Origin of the sequence: Streptacidiphilus sp. MAP12-16 (assembly GCF_041262165.1) — a bacterium.
GTDB lineage: Bacteria > Actinomycetota > Actinomycetes > Streptomycetales > Streptomycetaceae > Streptacidiphilus.
The window spans coordinates 1-18,032 of the sequence record NZ_JBGCBY010000032.1 but is presented as its reverse complement, the minus strand read 5'-3'; the positions used below and the strand labels follow the sequence as shown (position 1 = coordinate 18,032).

The following is an 18,032-nucleotide window of genomic DNA, read 5'->3' as shown; positions in this document are numbered from 1 at the left end:
TTTGGTAGAGCTGTGGACACAGGAGTCATCCGTATGCCGCTCACTCCGGAACCCATCACAGCCGCTCCTCCCCGGGCCGCAGCGAGCCCGCTGCTCACGCAGTCGTGGCTCGACCTGACCTTCCTCCACTGGCCCGCCGATCCACTCGACGTCGCACCCCTGCTGCCGGCGGGGACCGTCCCGGACACCCTCGACGGAGTCACCTACGTCGGTCTCGTCGCCTTCCGCATGTACCGCGTCGGCTGGTTCCGCCTGCCCGGCGTCCCCTACCTCGGCACTTTCCCCGAAACCAACGTGCGCCTGTACTCGGTGGACGCGCAGGGGCAGCGAGGCGTGGTCTTCCGCTCGCTCGACGCGTCCCGCCTCATACCGGTGGCGGTCGCGCGAACAGCCTTCCGACTGCCGTACCTGTGGTCCCGGATGTCCATCCACCGCGATGACGACACGATCACCTACGTCAGCACGCGACGCTGGCCCGGACCGCGTGGGGTACACAGCCGGATCACCGTCCGGGTCGGCGAACCGGTCGATGACCCCACCGAGCTCGAACACTTCCTCACCGCCCGCTGGGGCCTGCACAACACCTTCTTCGGACGGCCGATGTACCTGCCGAACACCCACCCGCGGTGGCCACTGCACCGAGCCGATCTGGTCGAGTGCGACGAAGAGCTGGTGGCATCGGCCGGACTCCCCCAGCCGCTCGGAAAGCCCGTGAGCATCCTCTACTCGCCCGGCGTCTCCGTCCGCTTCGGACGGCCCGCCCGCCCCGGCGGCATCCCGACACCCTGAAGAGGACACCGGCGTCGTACGACAGGCTGGCCCTCCTCGACGTTGCCGCCGCCGAGCAGTCCGACTACTCAGCAAGGTCGGCTGACCCCGTCAAGCTGAAAACGCTTGGTGGGGAACAGCCGCTACGCGATGCCGAAGCTGTTGATCTTCTCCGGGTAGATGCGGATGAACGCATCGCCGAATCCTGGTCCGAGGTGCGCGCCGCCGGTCGGAATCGCCTCGGCGCGGCCGCGGATCTCGAGCATGCGTGGGGTCCATGGGTCGGTTGATACGAGATCGTCGACGACGATCGCCGCCCAGCCGTTGGCCTGCACGTCCCGGTACTTCTTGGTCGTCGCCACGTGGTGACCGCCGACGTCGACCGTGCCGAGATCGGCGTTGTAGTGGAACGAAGTCGGCACAACGTGTGGCTTGTGATCGGCGCCGGCGGTGGCGAGGCGCCCCAACAGTTGGCTTGCGAGGTACTCGATATGTGAAGCAGTCAGCTCGGCCATGCCCTCAGTAAACACATGGCAGTGTCAAGTCACGGGAGGCTCACGGGCGCAGGGAAATTTCGCTTAGGACTCACAGCTGACCTCGCCTCGGGTTCGCTGGCGGGACACGCGAACGTTCACCTGCGCGGACTAATACCCGGATTTGACGTATATGTCACTTACTGTCTGGGTTGTTCTCATCCAAACGCGGCCCCTCGAGCAGGGGACGCCCCGTACCCAACCCTGCGTCAAACAGGGTCGGAGTGATGGACGGTGTCATGTCCACTCTTGTCAGATCACGCGGACGTCTGATCAGCGCTTCATTGATCGGACTCAGCTCCCTGGTCGCCGCGACGCTCGGCCTGGTTTCGCCGACCTCCGCGGCCACGGCCGCGCCGGCGAACCAGAACCAAGCGCTGATCCACTCTCAGGTCCTGGTCCCGGGCGGCCACATGCGCGTCCTGGCAGGCGGGCTGAAGAACCCACGGGGGCTCGCCTTCGGGCCGGACGGCCGACTCTACGTCGCCGAGGGCGGCAGCGGCGGCAACGCGTCCACCGTCGGGAAGTGCCCGCAGGTGCCCGACGTGGGCCCGTACACGGGCGGCTTCACGTCGCGCATCTCCAGCATCACGCTCAGCGGGAAGCGCACCACGGTCGTCGACCACCTCCCCTCGAGCCAGACTTCCACCGCATCAGGCGGGCTGGTCAGCGGCGTCGCCGCCGTCGCCTTCCTGCACGGGCGGCTGTACGCCGTCACCGCCGGGGCCGGATGCTCCCACGGCCTGCGGGGCACGCACAACGCAGTGATCCGGATCGACGGCCACCACTGGCGGGAGGTCGCCAACCTCAGCGCCTTCCTGATGTCGCACCCCGTGGCCAACCCGAACCCCGGCGACTTCGAGCCCGACGGCACCTGGTACTCGATGGTCGCCGACGGCGACGACCTGTACGCAGTCGAGCCCAACCACGGAGAGCTCGACCGCATCAGCCGCGGCGGGCACGTCTCCCGCGTGGTCGACGTCTCCGCGCACCTGGGCCATGTCGTGCCCACAGCACTGGCCACGCACAACGACAAGTTCTACCTCTCGAACCTGGGCACTTTCGCGGTCACCCCGGGCAGCGAGTTCCTTGCCACCGCAACGGAAGGCGGACGATTCCACGTCCTGCGCAGCGGTCTGACGACCGTACTCGGACTGGCCTTTGACCACGAAGGGCAACTGTTCGCCCTGGAGAGCAGCACGGCCGCCGGCGGTCCCACCCCCGGCACCGGCAAGGTCGTCGAGGTGACGAACCACGGCCTGCGCACGGTCGTGAGCGGACTGACCTTCCCCACCGGGATGACCTTCGGGCCTGATGGCGCACTGTATGTGTCCAACGTCGGGTTCGGCTTCCCGCCCGGTGCCGGACAGATCCTCAGGATCTCTCTTCCCGACAAGCACTGAGCCCGAGGACCCGCACTCCGCACGGCTACAAGGGTGTCCAGACCATCGAGCACACTGACTCTGGTCGCGAGTGCTCGGCAAACCTGGTTCAGGACACCCTTGCCGTGTTCCTCCACCTGTGCCATCCGTCGCGGCCCTGCCTTCCTGATGACCAGGTGTTGACCAGAGGAAGAGGCATCATCACCGATGACGTCACGACCCAAACCCGACGGGCGCGGCGCCACGTGCGCCGGTCCGGCATCTCGGTCGGCGCCGTCGGTGCACAGCTCTTCCGCCGGCCGGGCCGGTAGCGCGTTTCGTCCGGTGAATCCCCGGGCCGTCCGCGATTCCGCGCAGGCCGCGGCCTGTGCGCTGGGCACCACAGAGGGAGACGTCGGCTCGTGGCTGTCCCTACCGGTCACCCGCTCAGGCCGGCCGGCCGCCGCGGCAGCAGCCGACCCGAGGTGAAACGATGACGGTCACGGATCTGGCGATCATCGCCGGACTGGTCTTCGTGTGGGGGATGTTGTCGGCGCGGCTGGAGCGCCTCGACATGACCGCGCCGATCGTGTTCACTGCCGCGGGCGTACTACTGACCCACGGCCCGCTGGCGCCGCTGGGGATCACCCCCAGCGCGGAATTGGTGAAGGTACTGGCCGAAGCGACGCTGGCGCTGGTTCTGTTCTCTGACGCGTCCCGGGTCGGGCTGCGTCAGTTGCGGGCGGATCTGGGACTGTGCCTGCGGCTGCTGGGCATCGGGCTGCCGCTCTCCATCGGCCTGGGCACGCTGGCCGCATTCATCCTGCCCGGAGTGGGCAACATCTGGCTTGCCCTGCTCGTCGGAGCTGCGCTGGCGCCCACGGATGCGGCGTTGGGTGCGGCTGTGATGGTCAACCGAGCGGTCCCGGCCAGGATCAGACGGCTGATCAACGTCGAGAGCGGACTCAATGACGGGATCGCCACCCCGATCGTGCTGGTCGCCATCGCAGGGGCGTCCACCGTCGAGCACGTCGGCGGCACCGGGCCGGGGAGGGCGGTGGCCGAACTGGCGCTGGGCCTGCTGACCGGGGCCGCGGTCGGCGGTGGCGGCGGCTGGCTGGTCAAGGTGGGCCGCGGCCGCGGCTGGGTGGCCGAGGGCTTCGCGGGCGCCGCGGTGCTGGGTCTGGCACTGTGCTGCTATGCCACCTCGGTGGCGCTGCACGGCAACGGGTTCATCGCGGCCTTCACCGGTGGCCTGGCGTTCACCGCCGCGGGCGGCCCGCAGGCGAAGCTGGTTCCCTTCGTCGAAGAATCCGGCGCTTTGCTGTCCCTGCTGGTCTGGCTGACTTTCGGGGTGGTCGCAGTGGTGCCGGCCCTCAAAGCCCTGACCTGGCAGACCGTGGTGTATGCGATGCTCAGCCTGACCGTGATCCGGATGCTGCCGGTATCGGTCGCGCTGGCCCGAACAGGTCTCGGCCGCCTCGCCGTGGTGTTCGTGGGCTGGTTCGGCCCGCGTGGACTGGCGTCGGTCGTCTTCGGACTCCTCGCGCTGGAAGACTTGGCCGAACCCGCGGTACAGCCGGCGGTCACGGTGATCGCGTTCACGGTGCTGCTCAGCGTCCTGGCACACGGGCTCAGTGCGGACCCTCTGGCCGAGCGCTACGGCCCCCGGCTGGCCGCACCGCCAGGAGAGGCCGCTGTGCCGACCACTCTGGCCGAGATTCCCGAACGGCGCCTCATCCGCCGTGCCCCGGGCACCGACCGGCCGGACAGACCGTAGTACTCCACTAGCGGTTCGCCATTTCCGGGACAGGAGCGCATCGGAGCGCTCCATCAGCGGCCGGTCAGCACCCGTGCCAAGCCTCAGCCCGGTGCGGACTCGTCCTGCGGGCCGGCCGCGGAGTGCGGTGGAGCATCGACGTGTCCGGTCGGCCACTTGAGCTCGATCTCAAGCTCGATCTGCCCGTTGCCGACCTCGATCTCGATCTCGCTGCGGAGTTCCTCAGGGATGCGGAGGCTGACTGTCCCAGGGCCCAGGTCCAGTTCGGCATTGCCGCCGTGCCGCAGCGCGTCCGCGAGGGCCGAAAGCCTGTCCGCGGCCTCAAGGCGCGACAGCGAGTCCTTCTGCTCGAACTTGAGATCCTTCATGGCTGCCTCCAACGGCAGGAACATCGGGTAAGACCGACCGGCAAATGGAGGGTGGAAGAAGGAGCGGGTCGAGGGCCGAGTCCAGCCGGTGCCGACGAAGGAGCCATGGCGGAGCCCTGGCGACTGAGGAGAAGCCGTCTGGGCGAGAGCCATCGGCCCGCGACGCCGCCCTCCATTTGCCGGTCGGTCTAAGTCCAAGTGTTGCGCTGGGAGCCGCCTCGGGCATCCGCGGATGCAGGACGGGGCCCGTTCCGTCGGCCGGTGCTGCCGGGCGCCGGACGGGGGCAGGAGGGTGCACCGGGCCCACCTTTCACCAGGTGAGGCCTGGGTACGAGCCGGGGCTCACCTCGCGCCTGCTCCTGGCGGTCGACGCGCTCAACGGGTGCCAGGCCCATGCAGAAGGCACAGGCATTCGGAGTTGTCCGGAGTTGTCCGTCCCGGGTTGCCAAACGGCTCAAGGCACATGGAGACGTGGCCGCAGATTGCGCGCGGAGGGTCTCAGCGCAGCCGGCGCGCGCGCAGCACCAGGTCGTCGGTGTGGTGCGCGCCGGCGCCGCCGTCGGGGGCGACGCGAGGCCGCTGCTCGTCCACCTCCACCTCCCAGTCGTCGTTGAGCAGCGCGGCGACCATCGGAGGCCAGACGTAGTCCGCCGGGTCGAAGCCGCTGTCGTGCGCCTGCTGGGTGTCCATTCCCGCGTGGTGCACGAGCAGTAGCACGCCGCCGGGGGCGACAGCCGCGAGCAGCGCTCGCTCGGCCGCGGCGTCGGGGGTGCGCAGCAAGGCGGGGTACTGCGCGGAGACCAGATCGAAGGACGCCGACGGGAGCGCCGCCTCCGCCAGTCCGGCGTGCACCCAGCGAACGGCGAGGCCGGCGTCCCGCGCGTGCCCGGCCGCCCGCTCCAGCGCCACACTCGAGACCTCGAGCGCGGTCACGTCCCAGCCGCCGCGCGCGAGCCAGACGGCGTCCGCGCCCTCGCCACAGCCGACGTCGAGCACACGCCCGGGTGTGAGCCCGGCGACCTCGGCCACAAGCGCACCGTTGGGCCGGCCGCTCCACAGTTGCTGCCGGTCGGCGTACCGGCTGTCCCACTCCGCCCGCACCGCGGGGTCTCCGACGTATCCGTCGGCAGGCGAGGGAGCGTCGGACAGGGGCGATCCTGCTGCAATGTTGTCGGTCACGGGCCCACCGTGGCCCATCGCGTCCCGGTCACGCCACTCCCGTTGCCGATCCGGCAAAACCGCGTCCACGGGGCGAGGAGCAGCCACGCGTGGGCACTGGACGTCGTCGATGCAGCCAGTACTGCCAGCACCCTCCCCCCCATCAGCGGCGACGCCATGATCTGGACCTCCTGGCGGACCGCGGGGGCACCGTGAGCTGTGCTCCGCGTGAAGGCCCGGCCGTCCAGGACGTCGACGACGCTCCGGTGGAAGGCGACTTGCGCGAGGAGATGCGCGCGATCGGGGGCTCCGCACCGATGCGCCCTCCCGGAGAGCCGCGACGATGCGCGCCTCCTCGCTCGTCCAGGCATCTTGACTGTCCTCGTCAAGGCTGCTTCTCTAATACCTCACACGCCACTTGGTCTAAACCAATGGCGTGCGTCGCTTGAATCGATTCATAGTGGAGGTTCCGCGGCCTTGGCTGGCGCCCGCCGGAGGCGGACCGCGCCTGGATCGCGTCGAGGGCCGGATACCGACCACTCGTACCGGAAGAAGATAAACATGTCTGCACGCTCAAAGTTCGTCTCCGTATTATCCGCGCTGGGGGTGATCGGAGCTGTCGCACTTTCCGGATTCACCAGCGCACCGCCGGCGCTCGCCGCCTCGGCTCCCAACGCCTGGCCGGCTCACGTGTTCGCTCCGTACGTGGACACCTGGTCGGGCAATGTGAGCCTCACCGACGCGGCGAATTCCTATGGCACCAAGTTCTTCACGATCGCCTTCGTCGACGGGCCCGGCTGTCAGTGGTCGATAGGCGGGCAGGCCGCCCTGCAGACGCAGATCGACAACCTCCGTGCTCTGGGCGGCGACGTCTCCGTGTCCTTCGGCGGCTACGGCGCCGACTCCGCGCTGACCGAGATCGGCGACTCCTGTGCCACTCCTGAGGCGGCGGCGGCCCAGATCGAGTCGGTGGTCACCACCTTCAACCTGTCGCACCTCGACTTCGACATCGAGGCGGCATCCCTGACCAACGCCGCCGGTATCGACCGCCGCGACAAGGCGCTGGCCGAGGTGCGTACCTGGGCAGGCGCCAACGGCCGTGGGCTGTCGCTCTCCTTCACCGTGCCGGCCACCTCCGGTGGCCTCAGCGGCGACGGACTCAGCCTGCTCAGCAATGCGCGCGCCAACGGTTTCACGCCCGACGTCGTCAACCTGATGACGATGGACTACGGGGCCTCCGGCGTCGAGATGGGCAACGCGGCCAACCAGGCTGTGGACGCCGCAGCCGGCCAGGTCGCCAACGCCTTCGGCATCTCCGTGGCCGCAGCGTACGGGAAGCTCGGCAATACGCCGATGATCGGTCAGAACGACAGCGCGGGCGAGGTGTTCACCCTCGCCGACGCGACCAGCGTCGAAAGCTACGACGCGTCCAAGGGCATCGCCCTGCTGTCGTACTGGGACGAGAACCGCGACAACGGCGGTTGCCCCGGATCGACCACGGCCTCCGGGACCTGCAGCGGGCTGAGCCAGGGCACCGGTGACTTCGCCCGGACCTTCCAACCGTTCACCTCGGGAGGCGGCAGTACGGGCGGCACCGGTGGGGCACTGCCCGGAACCTGGACGCAGTGCGCGGCCGAGAACGGGACCTGCGCGATCGACGGATACAAGACGGTGGCCTTCGGCGCCAACGGCAGGTTCAACTACGGCACTCTGGGCAGTTCGACCGCCTGCACGACCGGAGTCTTCGGGGACCCCGCGCCCGGCGCCGTGAAGGCCTGCTACGCCGAGACCCCGCCGCCGGCGGCGAACACCTGGACTGCGTGCGCCTCCGAGAACGGCAGTTGCTCGTTCGCCGGTGTGATGACCGTGGCGTTCGGAGCCAACGGCACGTACAACTACGCCACGTTGCCGAATGGCGCCGCCTGCACCAACGCCGTCTTCGGGGATCCGGCGCCGGGCGCCGTCAAATCGTGCTATCTGACAGCGGCCCCGCCGTCGTTCACCAACTGGACCTCCTGTGCCGCCGAGAATGGAACGTGTTCCTTTTCCGGTCAGCATGAGGTCGCCTACGGAGCCGGTGGGCAGTACTACTACCGGACCGTCACCGACTCGACCGGGTGCAGCAATGCCGTATTCGGCGATCCCATTCCGGGGACCGCGAAGAGTTGCTTCGTGCAGTAGCGAGGGAACGGCGGACACGCAATCCCACCGGTGGCGTGCAACGCAAGGACAATGAATCGTTACACACCGCCGTCGAACCCCCTCCGGTGGACGGAGCCCTGCTCCGTCCACCGCCCCCATGAGGAAGGCCGGACATGTTCGGATCCAACCCCGCCGCTCGACGGCCCCCACCGCGAGCGTGCGCTGAGCCCTTCCCCGTGTCCGCCATCCAGGAGACCCCCATGCATCGCGCGTATCGCCTGGCGCTGACCCTCAGCGCCTGCGCCGCCCTACTCGTCACCCCCACCCTCGGTTCGCCCGGTCGGGCAGCCGCCGCGACGGGGACCGATCCGGGCAGCGCCTACAACCTGTCCCCCACCTCCCGGACCCTGTCCCCCACGTCCGCCCGCACCATCGCGGGCACGGTCGACAGTCCGGCCAACCTGCTGTCGGGCCAGGCTACGCGCCTGGTCGGTAAAGGCTCGGCGGTCACCGTGGACTTCGGCAAGGAGGTCGGCGGCATCGTCACCCTGCACTTCGCCGGCTCCAGCGACGCCAACCAGAGCGTCGGACTGGCCTTCACCGAGTCGCCGCAGTACGTCGGCACCAGCAGCGACAACTCCGCCGGCGGCACCGACGGCGCGATCTACGCCACCGCAGCGGGCACCGGCTCCTACACCATGCCGACCGACAAGCTCCGCGGCGGCTTCCGCTACCTGACGCTCTTCCTCAACTCGGCCGGCTGGGCCGACATCAACGGCGTCTCGCTCGACTTCACCGCGGCGCCGGGCGCCGCCGACCCCTCCGCCTATCCCGACTACTTCTACTCCAACGACACCCTGCTCAACCGGATCTGGTACGCGGGCGCCTACACCGTCCAGTTGAACACCATCGATCCGACCCAGGGCCGCGTCTATCCTCCGGTGTCCTCGGGCTGGGAGAACAACGGCGTGGTCGGCTCGGGCAGCGAAGTGCTGGTGGACGGTGCCAAGCGCGACCGCTCGATCTGGTCCGGCGACCTGGGGATCTCCACACCCACCGCCTACGTCAGCACCGGCGACACGGCCGGGACCCGCAACGCGCTGAACGCGCTCTACCAGGACCAGAAGTCGTCCGGGGAACTCCCCTGGGGCGGACCGGGGTTCAACCTCTACAGCTCCGACACCTACCACATGTGGACGCTGATCGGCACAGCCACGTACTACCTCGAATCGGCCGACAAGGGCTGGCTCGACGGCGTCTGGTCGCAGTACCAGCGCGGCCTCGACTTCATCACGGCCAAGGTCGACGGCAACGGGCTGCTCGACGTCACCGGCACGCACGACTGGGCCCGCGGGGACCAGGGCGGTGAGAACATCGAGGCCAACGCGATGCTCTACCGCGTGCTGACGACCGGCGCCTCGCTGGCGCAGGTCGAGGGCAGCACCGCACTGGCCGGCACCTACAGCAGTGAGGCCGCCGCATTGCGGACCCAGATCAACGCGCGGCTGTGGGACGCGAGCACCGGGGCCTACCGGGACAATCCCAGCAGTTCCCTGCACCCGCAGGACGGCAACTCCCTGGCCGTCTGGTACGGAGTCGTCCCCTCCCCGGCCCAGGCCACGAGCATCGCCGCCTACCTGCGCGGCAACTGGAGCAGCCTGGGCGCGCAGACCCCGGAGTTCAACGGCAACATCTCACCCTTCGCCGGCTCCATGGAGGTGTACGCACACTTCGCCGCCGCCGACGACACCAACGCGTTGAACCTCATCCGCTCCGAGTGGGGCTTCATGCTCAACTCGCCCATCGGCACCGGAAGCACGTTCTGGGAGGGGTACGGCGCCGACGGATCCCTGTCCGCCTATCCGGGCTCGTTCACCAGCATGGCGCACGGCTGGTCGACCGGGCCGACCGGCGCCCTGACCACGGACGTGCTCGGCATCGCGCGGACCACCGCAGCCGGTGCCACCTACCAGGTGGTTCCGCACTCCGGCGACCTCACCCATGTCGAGGGCACCCTGACCTTCGCGGCCGGCAAGTCCGTCCATGTCACCTACGACCACCCCGCTGCGGGCAACTTCAGCATGCAGGTCGACAGCTCCACCGACACCGGATCGACCGGCGTGATCGCCGTCCCCCGGTTCGGGCAGGACCATGTGGTGACGGTCAACGGCGCCGTCGTCTGGAACGGAAGCTCCTTCACTGCCACCGCCGGCATCGCCGGCGCCGACCAGGACGCGACCTACATCTACCTCCGCGGTGTACCGGCGGGCTCCTACACCGTCGGCTACCCCGCCACCGGCACCATCGCCCCTACCCAGTACCAGGCCCTGCCGGGTACCTGGACCCAGTGCGCAGACGAGAACGGCACCTGCTCCTTCACCGGGACGAGCACCGTGGCGTTCGGAGCCCGGGGCGCGTTCCACTACCTCACTGCCACCAACGGGACCGCCTGCAACGCCGCGGTGTTCGGTGACCCGGTGTCAGGAACCGCCAAGGCCTGCTACGTCGAGGCGTCACCCCCCGCCACGGACATCTGGGCGCAGTGCTCGACGGAGAACGGGACGTGCTCCTTCGCCGGGACGGCCACCGTGGCCTACGGCGCCCAGGGCACGTTCGCCTACACCACCGCAACCAACGGGGCGTCCTGCAGCAACGCGCTGTTCGGCGACCCGACGCCCGGCACAGCGAAGGCGTGCTACCTGGTGGGTCCTCCGCCGACCGCGACGACCTGGACCGCCTGCGCCGCCGAGGGCAGCAACTGCGCCTCGACCGGTACCCACGAGGTCGCTTACGGCGCCGGCGGGCAGTACTTCTACGGCACCTTCAACGGCGGCACCCCCTGCGACAACACGGTGTTCGGCGACCCCATCCCCGGTCAGGCCAAGGTCTGCTACGTCCAGTGACCGCAGCTGCGGCCTTCAGCACACTCACTGGCCTGGTCAACCCACAGATCACCGCACTCGCCACGCGAAGCCAGGACCACGGCCTTCACCCCGTGGAAGCACTCGTGGCGCACCACGGGATGTCGCCCGCTCCCCCGCCCGGCGCGCCGCGGTCCCGGGACTGCGGCGCGCGGGGGCCTCTTCGCTACGCCCAGCAGCCGTTGACCGTCGCCGCCAAGCCGTCGAAGGCGTGCCTGATGTCCATGGTTGCGGCGGTGCCGCCGTTCTCCACGAAGGAGAAGATCTTCCAGCGGCCGTCCTCACCCTTCGTCAGGCCGCTGAGCGCGATGGCGCCGGTCAGGGTACCGGTCTTGGCCATGACCTTGCCGACCGCGCACTTCGACTGAGGGGTGGTGAATCGGCCCAGCGCCGTGCTGAGCGTGCCACCCGCATCGCCCGCGACCGGTAGGCCCTCGATGATGGGCTCCAGGACCCGGCTGTAGCGGGGATCGCTGTCCACCTCCAGGATGTTCGCGAGGGTCGCGGCGGAGACCCGGTCGGAGCGGGAGAGCCCGCTGCCGTCGTAGATCTGGAAGTTCTCGAGCGAGATCCCGTAGACGTGACTCAGCACCTGGCGGACGACAGCCGTGCCGTCCTCGAAGGTGGCCTGCCGGCCGGCGCCGAGGGCGGTCATCCGCAGCAGCGTCTCGCCGATGTTGCTGTCGCTCGTGGTGAGCATCTGCTCGACGATCGCAGAGAGGGTCGGGGAGTTGTGCACGGCCACCGGCACGTCGGAGGATGTGGCCTGACCGTGCGCGACACCGCCGGTGACGGTGACACCCTGGGCGGCGAGCTGCCTGGCGAAGACCTGGCCGGCGTCTACGGAGGTATCCATGACGTTGTGCCCGTCGACCACCAGGGCCCGGACGGGCGCGACAGTGGAGCCGTCGTAGTAGCCGGAGTTCCAGCCGGTAGCGAGAGTGGGCTTGGGGAAGAGGCTGTCGTCGACGTGGACCTTCACCGAGGTCACGCCGGCGTGCTTCAGCCCGGCGACCGCGGTCTTGGCGAGGGCTGTGAGTTCGGCGGTGCTCAGGACCCGGTCGCCGCCACCGACGAGGGTGAGCGTGCCGTGGCCGTAGACGACCTTGGTGGTGAAGCGGTGGTCGGGGCCGAGCACGGTCAGGGCCGCAGTGGAGGTGGCGATCTTCATGTTGGACGCGGGCATCAGCGTCGTCGTAGCGCCGTGGCCCCAGACCTCCTGCCCTGACTGGGCGTCCACCACGATGCCGCTCAGCGAGCTGCCGAGCAGGCGCGGGTCCTGAACCCGGGCGTCCAGGTTCTTCGCGATCTGCTGATCCGCCGCATCGGGAGCGCGGTCGGGGGCGCTGACGCCTACGGACTTGTCGGCGGCGTAGGCCGAGCCCTGGCCAACCAGCATCGCGGCAGCGGCCGGCGCGGCCGCCGCGACGACGAGGGCCCGGCGCACAGCGACGCTGCTGGGCTTGGGCTTACGGTGGCGGCCTGCGGAAGTGCTGGACATACGTGGATTCCCCCGCGTTGTGCGTGCATTGACACGTTTCCTGAAACTATCAGCTGTCCCACAGACAACTCTGGTCGGGGTACTGACTGGCTGCCCAAGTCCCCCCGGGTGCTCGAGGCCGGCCTGTGGGCCAACATCGGTGCCCTGAGCGACCTGCGCGTCATGCCCGCCGAGGACGGCCCCCGCAGACGTCGGCCGCGTCTCCCACCTCCCCTCCCTGAGCAGCCAGACGATCGGCAACCGCCACGGAGCCGGTTGGGCACGCCAGTTCGAAGGTGGAGTAGATAATCCCCATGCCCTAGGGTTCGGTTGACACAGCATCAAGCCGCGGAGGTTCAAGGGGTGGAGATGTCCGAGGCGCCCTCCTGGATGAGGCCGGACCCGAATGACCCGATCCCGGCGGTGGACCTGCGGACCGACATCGCCCATTCCGCCCGGGTCTACGACTACCTGCTCGGCGGCAAGGACAACTTTCCCGCCGATCGCGAGGCCGGCGAGAAGCTCCTCGCGGACTGGCCCGGCGCGCGCACCGCCGCCCGCGCCGCCCGCGCCTGCATGCACCGCATCACCCGGCGCCTGGCCGAGGTGCACGGCGTCCGGCAGTTCCTGGACATCGGCACGGGCATCCCCACCGCGCCCAACCTCCACGAGATCGCCCAAGAGGTCGACCCCGCCTGCCGGGTCGTGTACGTGGACAACGACCCGATCGTGCTCGCCCACGCCCGCGCCCTGCTCACCAGTACCCCCGAAGGCCGCACCGCCTACCTCGACGGCGACCTGCGCCGCCCCGACACGATCCTCGCGCAGCCGGCGCTCCACACGACCTTGGACCTGACGCGCCCGGTGGCACTCACCCTCATCAACGTCCTGCACTTCTACCCCGATGAGGAGGCGTACCCGCTGGTCGAACGGCTGATGCAGGCCCTTCCCTCGGGCAGCTTCCTCGCGCTGACGGTAGGCACCGCTGACTCCGCACCCCAGGAAGTCGCGTATGCCGCCCGGCGCTATCGGGACGCCGGCATCGAGAACTACCAGCGCACCCGCGCGGAGGTGGAGCGGTTCTTCACCGGGCTGGAACTCGACGAGCCCGGCGTCGCACTGGCCAACCGCTGGCACCCCGACGACGGTCCGGCCCTGGACGACCACGAGGTGATCGCCTACGCGGGTATCGGACGCAAACCCTAGCCCCCGACCCACTGGCCCGCAGCTCGCCTTGAAGGCTCAAGCGGTGGGCTCGTCCGCTCGCGGACGAGCCCACCGCAGAACCGCGGCGAATCGTGCGGCGGATCGACTCGCCGGCGCGCTGACCCGGTCCCACTGAGGTCGCACTCTGTGCGGCCGGGCTTTCCCATGCCCGCGTACTGGTGGGCGGTCCTGGCGATCCACTTGGTGGACCCCTGGTTTTCGCGAGATTTGCGTTGTCGGACGGCGGCAACCCCGTCTCCGATCCAGGGACGCCGGCAGCGGCGAGTACCAGGAAGGCACGTCATCGCACGAAGGCACCATCGAGCAAGGTACGCACGAGGATGGCCGGCAGTCCTCCTAGCAGGCGGGACCGCATTCGTCTGGTGGCCAGGTTCGCTTGGATGCGGGGCGTTTTTGCTGATTTCCAATGATGGTTGCCAAGCGGTCTGGTGACGGATGGTAAGCAAGTCGCGCTGCAGTGCTCAGCACCGGTGTGCGTCACACGCCTGTGCGTACCCATCCCGCAACTCGCCGATGAGCGGGGCGGCCCGGACGGGCACTGAGTTCGGCTGTACCACTGCAGCACCCCCCACCATTCAGTCCACAGTCGCGCCCGGTCGCCGGTGCCGCGCACCTCTCCTCGGAGTCACAAGCATGTCAATGTCCCACCGCAGGAAGACCTGGTCACGCCGCAGCATTCTCGGCGCCTCCATCGGAGGTACCGCTGCCGTCGCGCTCGGAGCGTTGGGAGTCGCCAAGGCCGCCACCTCCTCCTCGCCTGCGGCCAGTGCCGCTGGGGACGTGGTCGGTAAGATCACCGTTGGTTACCAGGGCTGGTTCGCTGCCAAGGGCGACGGCGCCCCGATCAATGCCTGGTGGCACTGGAGTGCCAATGCCGGCCAGGCGCCGTCTCCTTCGAATGTCGGTGTCTCCGCCTGGCCGGACGTACGGGAGTTCACCAGGACATACCAGACGGCGTACGCGAATCTCCGCAACGGCCGGCCCGCCACGCTGTTCTCCTCCTACGACCAGCAGACCGTGGACACCCATTTCCTGTGGATGCGGCAGAACGGGATCGACACCGCGGCCCTGCAGCGCTTCAATCCCACTGGTGGTGAGGGTCCCACCCGGGACGCGATGGCGGCCAGGGTGCGCAGTGCCGCAGAGTCGCACGGCCGGAAATTCTACATCATGTACGACGTCTCCGACTGGACGAACATGCAGTCCGAGATCAAGACCGACTGGACGAACAAGATGAAGGCGCACACCGCGTCTTCCGCGTACGCGACGCAGAACGGCAAACCGGTCGTCTGCATCTGGGGCTTCGGTTTCAACGACAACCAGCGGCCGTTCGCCGCCGCGCCCTGCCTGGACGTCGTCAACTGGTTCAAGGCGCAGGGGTGTTACGTCATCGGGGGCGTGCCGACCTGGTGGCGTACCGGCGACCGTGACTCGCGGGCCGGGTTCAGTGACGTGTACCACGCGTTCGACATGATCTCGCCGTGGCTGGTCGGTCGGATCGGAAACGTCTCCGACGCCGACAACTTCTACAACGCGGCGACTGTCCCCGACCTCGCGGAGTGCGCCGCGCACGGCATCGACTACCAGCCCTGTGTACTGCCCGGGGACATATCGGGTGGGCAGCGCGCCCACGGCGACTTCATGTGGCGGCAGTTCTACAACATGGTCAGGGCCGGGGTGCAGGGTATCTACATCTCGATGTTCGACGAGTACAACGAGGGCAACCAGATCGCCAAGACCGCTGAGACCCAGGCGTGGGTGCCTGCCAACTCCGGCTTCCTCGCTCTCGACGAGGACGGCACGGCCTGCTCGTCCGACTACTACCTGCGGCTGACTGGCGACGGCGGCCGGATGCTCAAGGGCCAGATCGCGCTGACCGCCACTCGGCCCACCCAGCCGGTCGCCTCGGGCGGCACCACCACGCCCACGACTCCGGCCACGACCCCGCCGGCCACGCCTGGCACCGGGAAGGTGATCAGTCTGCGGGCGGGCGTCAACAACGACTACGTCACCGCGGAGAGGGCAGGCGCGACCGCACTGATCGCGAACCGGACCGCGATCGGCCCGTGGGAGAAGTTCGACCTGATCGACGCGGGAAAGGGCAATGTCGCCCTGCGCTCGCAGGCCAACAACCGCTACGTCACCGCAGGTTCCGCGCCCCTGCAAGCCAACAGCACCACCCTGGGCCGCGCGCAGACCTTCACCCTGGTCCACAACTCCGACGGGACCGTCTGCCTGCTCGCGGTCGCCAACAACCGCTACGTCACTGCGGAGAGGGCAGGCGCGTCCTCGCTGATCGCCAACAGGACCGCCATCGGTCCGTGGGAGAAGTTCACCCTCATCACGGACTGACCGCCGCGATCCTTGCGTAGGCGCCTGGCGGCGGCCCGTCTGTCTGAGCCGCCGCCATGGTTCCCCGCCGGAATCCTGTGGGACTCGGATGCTCGCGGCCGTGTTCAGTCGGCCATCCGCAGCAGCAACTTGCCCGTCGAGGTGCGCCCGCCCATCAAGCTGTGGGCCGCGGGCGCTTCCGACAGCGCGAACTCGGCAGTGACCGGAAGCTCCACGATGCCGTCGCTGACCGTGCGGAAGGCACGCTTGGTGAGCGATCGCAGGGCCTCAGGCGCCGACTGCGCGAGAGCCAGGATGGAGAAGCCCGCAACCGAACGGCCCTCCACGTAGAGCTCGGACTGCCCAACTCGCCACGGCTCTGCCCCACTCGCGTTGCCGAAGGACACGAGGCGCCCGAAGACGGCCAGCGTGTCAAGCCCTCGGCGAAGGGTGTCGCCACCTACCGGGTCGAGCACCAGGTCGACCCCTCTGTCGCCGGTGGCACGGCGGACCTCGCCGACGAAGGAGTCTGCGGTGAACACCTCGTCGTAGCCGTACTTGAGGGCGTGCCCGGCTTTGGCCGCGGAGGAGACCACGCCGTACACCGCGCCGGCGCCCGCCGCTCGGGCCAACTGCCCGGCCACCGTGCCGATACCACCCGCAGCGCCGTGCACCAACACGCTCTCTCCGGCGCGCAGCCTCCCCACCTCGTGGATCAGGGCATGCGCGGTCGGCAGCACGGTGGGGAGCGCGGCTGCGGTCCGCAGGTCCATGCCCTCTGGGAGAGGGAAAACGGTGGCGGCCTCTGCGACCACCACCTCCGCGTAGGCACCGCCGTTGACGAGCGCGGCGACTTCCTGCCCAGGGCACAGGCCCTCGACGCCGTCGCCGACGGCCCGGATCCGTCCGGAGACTTCCAGGCCCGGGACGAAGGGTAGCGATTCCACCCTGTATCCCTCGGCGCGCGCCTTGAGGTCCGCGAAGTTCACGCCCGCATAGACGGCGTCGATGCTGACCTGGCCTGGCCCCGGCTCTGGGGACTCGGCCGGCACGACCTTCAGTACCTCGGGACCGCCGTACTCCTGGACCTGGACTGCACGCATGGCAGAACGCACCCTTCGACAAGGTGTTCAACGGAAATCGAACACTCGGAGTGTAAGGTACTCATCGAACACTCAGCAAGGCTGGACACTCCACGGGGTACCCCAGCGAGGCTACGCATGACGAGGAGAGCGGCATGCCGAACCAGGCTGCGGGCGGCGGTCACCGCGCCGCGCCGGTACACACGGATCCCGACGATGTCTCCGTGCTGACCGCGCTGTCTGCGCTCGCCGATCCTGTACGCATCCAGTTGATCCGCGAGTTGGCGGGCTCCGCCGACTGGACGCGCAGCTGTGGCAGCTTCGACGTACCTGTCGGCAAAGCCGCACTCAGCCACCACTTCTCGGTCTTGCGCAGCGCCGGCCTGGTCGAACAGCGCGACAAGGGACCCAAGCGGGTCAACCGACTGCGCCGCGGGGAGTTCGACACGCGCTTCCCCGGGCTACTCGACCTGCTCCTGCGCACCGACAACGCCGATTGACCGTTGGCCCGTCCACCAGCCCAGCGATGCGTACGGCCGACTGGAAGCTATCGCCTAGCGTTCGGCGCACCGCAGTGCGGAGGCCACCTGTTCGTGACGGGGCTGCGGGTACTGGCGCTGCCTGTCGTCGCCGAGGACGGCTCCTGGCAGGTCGCTGCGTCGGGTGACGTTGAGTTTGCGGTAGACGCGGGTGAGGTGTTGTTCGACGGTGCTGACGGTGATGAACAGGTCGCGGGCGATTTCGCGGTTGGTGTGTCCGAGTGCGGCCAGTGAGGCGACGCGTCGCTCGGCGCTGCTGAGGCCGTTGGTGAAGCCCGGGGTGGTGTCGGTGGTGGGTGTCTGGTCGCGGTAGTCGGGGAACATGCTCGACAGGCCGCGTTG

14 protein-coding genes are annotated in these 18,032 nt (G+C 68.9%); 8 read left to right on the top strand and 6 right to left on the bottom strand.

Features of this window, described 5'->3' with window-relative positions; all coding sequences use genetic code 11:
- The first annotated feature begins 33 nt into the window (after window positions 1-33).
- Window positions 34-789 carry a YqjF family protein gene (locus ABIA33_RS31605; RefSeq protein WP_370086288.1) on the top strand — a complete coding sequence of 252 codons (756 nt, stop codon included), beginning with the start codon at window positions 34-36 and terminating at the stop codon, window positions 787-789.
- 122 nt (window positions 790-911) lie between these two features.
- On the opposite strand, the gene ABIA33_RS31600 is transcribed toward ABIA33_RS31605, so the two are convergent.
- Entirely contained in the window at window positions 912-1,283 is a 372-nt protein-coding gene (locus tag ABIA33_RS31600; RefSeq protein ID WP_370086285.1) for a PPOX class F420-dependent oxidoreductase, read from the bottom strand.
- A gap of 257 nt (window positions 1,284-1,540) precedes the next feature.
- Here ABIA33_RS31600 and ABIA33_RS31595 point away from each other — a divergent pair, with 257 nt between their 5' ends.
- Entirely contained in the window at window positions 1,541-2,704 is a 1,164-nt protein-coding gene (locus ABIA33_RS31595; protein ID WP_370086266.1) for a ScyD/ScyE family protein, read from the top strand.
- Window positions 2,705-3,155: 451 nt separating this feature from the next.
- The gene (locus tag ABIA33_RS31590) at window positions 3,156-4,442 is read left to right on the top strand and encodes a cation:proton antiporter (protein WP_370086264.1); all 1,287 of its coding nucleotides are present in this window, start codon (window positions 3,156-3,158) and stop codon (window positions 4,440-4,442) included.
- Between the two features lie 83 nt (window positions 4,443-4,525).
- On the opposite strand, the gene ABIA33_RS31585 is transcribed toward ABIA33_RS31590, so the two are convergent.
- Window positions 4,526-4,810 carry an amphi-Trp domain-containing protein gene (locus ABIA33_RS31585; RefSeq protein ID WP_370086261.1) on the bottom strand — a complete coding sequence of 95 codons (285 nt, stop codon included), beginning with the start codon at window positions 4,808-4,810 and terminating at the stop codon, window positions 4,526-4,528.
- Between the two features lie 498 nt (window positions 4,811-5,308).
- Window positions 5,309-5,989, bottom strand: coding sequence for a class I SAM-dependent methyltransferase (locus ABIA33_RS31580; protein WP_370086259.1), 681 nt, complete (start codon window positions 5,987-5,989; stop codon window positions 5,309-5,311).
- A gap of 540 nt (window positions 5,990-6,529) precedes the next feature.
- Between ABIA33_RS31580 and ABIA33_RS31575 the strand changes: the two genes are divergently transcribed.
- Together ABIA33_RS31575 and ABIA33_RS31570 are read left to right on the top strand one after the other, a co-directional pair.
- Window positions 6,530-8,149 (top strand): glycosyl hydrolase family 18 protein, encoded by a 1,620-nt coding sequence (locus ABIA33_RS31575; RefSeq protein ID WP_370086257.1) that lies wholly within the window; start codon window positions 6,530-6,532, stop codon window positions 8,147-8,149.
- A gap of 221 nt (window positions 8,150-8,370) precedes the next feature.
- Window positions 8,371-11,013, top strand: coding sequence for an alpha-L-rhamnosidase (locus tag ABIA33_RS31570; protein WP_370086254.1), 2,643 nt, complete (start codon window positions 8,371-8,373; stop codon window positions 11,011-11,013).
- Window positions 11,014-11,197: 184 nt separating this feature from the next.
- Here ABIA33_RS31570 and dacB read toward each other — a convergent pair whose 3' ends face one another.
- On the bottom strand, window positions 11,198-12,532 hold the full coding sequence (gene dacB / locus ABIA33_RS31565; RefSeq protein WP_370086251.1) for a D-alanyl-D-alanine carboxypeptidase/D-alanyl-D-alanine-endopeptidase: 1,335 nt from the start codon (window positions 12,530-12,532) through the stop codon (window positions 11,198-11,200).
- Window positions 12,533-12,880: 348 nt separating this feature from the next.
- On the opposite strand from dacB, the gene ABIA33_RS31560 reads away from it, so the two are divergent.
- Window positions 12,881-13,717, top strand: a complete 837-nt coding sequence (locus ABIA33_RS31560; protein WP_370086238.1) for an SAM-dependent methyltransferase — start codon at window positions 12,881-12,883, stop codon at window positions 13,715-13,717.
- Window positions 13,718-14,371: 654 nt separating this feature from the next.
- Window positions 14,372-16,090, top strand: a complete 1,719-nt coding sequence (locus ABIA33_RS31555; RefSeq protein ID WP_370086236.1) for a xylosidase — start codon at window positions 14,372-14,374, stop codon at window positions 16,088-16,090.
- Between the two features lie 104 nt (window positions 16,091-16,194).
- Here ABIA33_RS31555 and ABIA33_RS31550 read toward each other — a convergent pair whose 3' ends face one another.
- Window positions 16,195-17,172 carry a zinc-binding alcohol dehydrogenase family protein gene (locus ABIA33_RS31550; protein ID WP_370086233.1) on the bottom strand — a complete coding sequence of 326 codons (978 nt, stop codon included), beginning with the start codon at window positions 17,170-17,172 and terminating at the stop codon, window positions 16,195-16,197.
- Window positions 17,173-17,306: 134 nt separating this feature from the next.
- On the opposite strand from ABIA33_RS31550, the gene ABIA33_RS31545 reads away from it, so the two are divergent.
- Window positions 17,307-17,651 (top strand): ArsR/SmtB family transcription factor, encoded by a 345-nt coding sequence (locus ABIA33_RS31545; RefSeq protein WP_370086231.1) that lies wholly within the window; start codon window positions 17,307-17,309, stop codon window positions 17,649-17,651.
- Between the two features lie 54 nt (window positions 17,652-17,705).
- Here the strand turns inward: ABIA33_RS31545 and ABIA33_RS31540 are convergent.
- A partial coding sequence (locus ABIA33_RS31540) for a helix-turn-helix transcriptional regulator (RefSeq protein WP_370086226.1) occupies window positions 17,706-18,032 on the bottom strand: 327 nt, incomplete at its 5' end.

What these genes read in the sequence shown, in the direction of transcription:
- ABIA33_RS31605 (WP_370086288.1), top strand. Translation starts at nt 34, where the DNA reads ATGCCGCTCACTCCGGAACCCATCACAGCCGCTCCTCCCCGGGCCGCA.
- ABIA33_RS31600 (WP_370086285.1), bottom strand. Translation starts at nt 1,283, where the DNA reads ATGGCCGAGCTGACTGCTTCACATATCGAGTACCTCGCAAGCCAACTG.
- ABIA33_RS31595 (WP_370086266.1), top strand. Translation starts at nt 1,541, where the DNA reads ATGTCCACTCTTGTCAGATCACGCGGACGTCTGATCAGCGCTTCATTG.
- ABIA33_RS31590 (WP_370086264.1), top strand. Translation starts at nt 3,156, where the DNA reads ATGACGGTCACGGATCTGGCGATCATCGCCGGACTGGTCTTCGTGTGG.
- ABIA33_RS31585 (WP_370086261.1), bottom strand. Translation starts at nt 4,810, where the DNA reads ATGAAGGATCTCAAGTTCGAGCAGAAGGACTCGCTGTCGCGCCTTGAG.
- ABIA33_RS31575 (WP_370086257.1), top strand. Translation starts at nt 6,530, where the DNA reads ATGTCTGCACGCTCAAAGTTCGTCTCCGTATTATCCGCGCTGGGGGTG.
- ABIA33_RS31570 (WP_370086254.1), top strand. Translation starts at nt 8,371, where the DNA reads ATGCATCGCGCGTATCGCCTGGCGCTGACCCTCAGCGCCTGCGCCGCC.
- dacB (WP_370086251.1), bottom strand. Translation starts at nt 12,532, where the DNA reads ATGTCCAGCACTTCCGCAGGCCGCCACCGTAAGCCCAAGCCCAGCAGC.
- ABIA33_RS31560 (WP_370086238.1), top strand. Translation starts at nt 12,881, where the DNA reads ATGTCCGAGGCGCCCTCCTGGATGAGGCCGGACCCGAATGACCCGATC.
- ABIA33_RS31555 (WP_370086236.1), top strand. Translation starts at nt 14,372, where the DNA reads ATGTCAATGTCCCACCGCAGGAAGACCTGGTCACGCCGCAGCATTCTC.
- ABIA33_RS31550 (WP_370086233.1), bottom strand. Translation starts at nt 17,172, where the DNA reads ATGCGTGCAGTCCAGGTCCAGGAGTACGGCGGTCCCGAGGTACTGAAG.
- ABIA33_RS31545 (WP_370086231.1), top strand. Translation starts at nt 17,307, where the DNA reads ATGCCGAACCAGGCTGCGGGCGGCGGTCACCGCGCCGCGCCGGTACAC.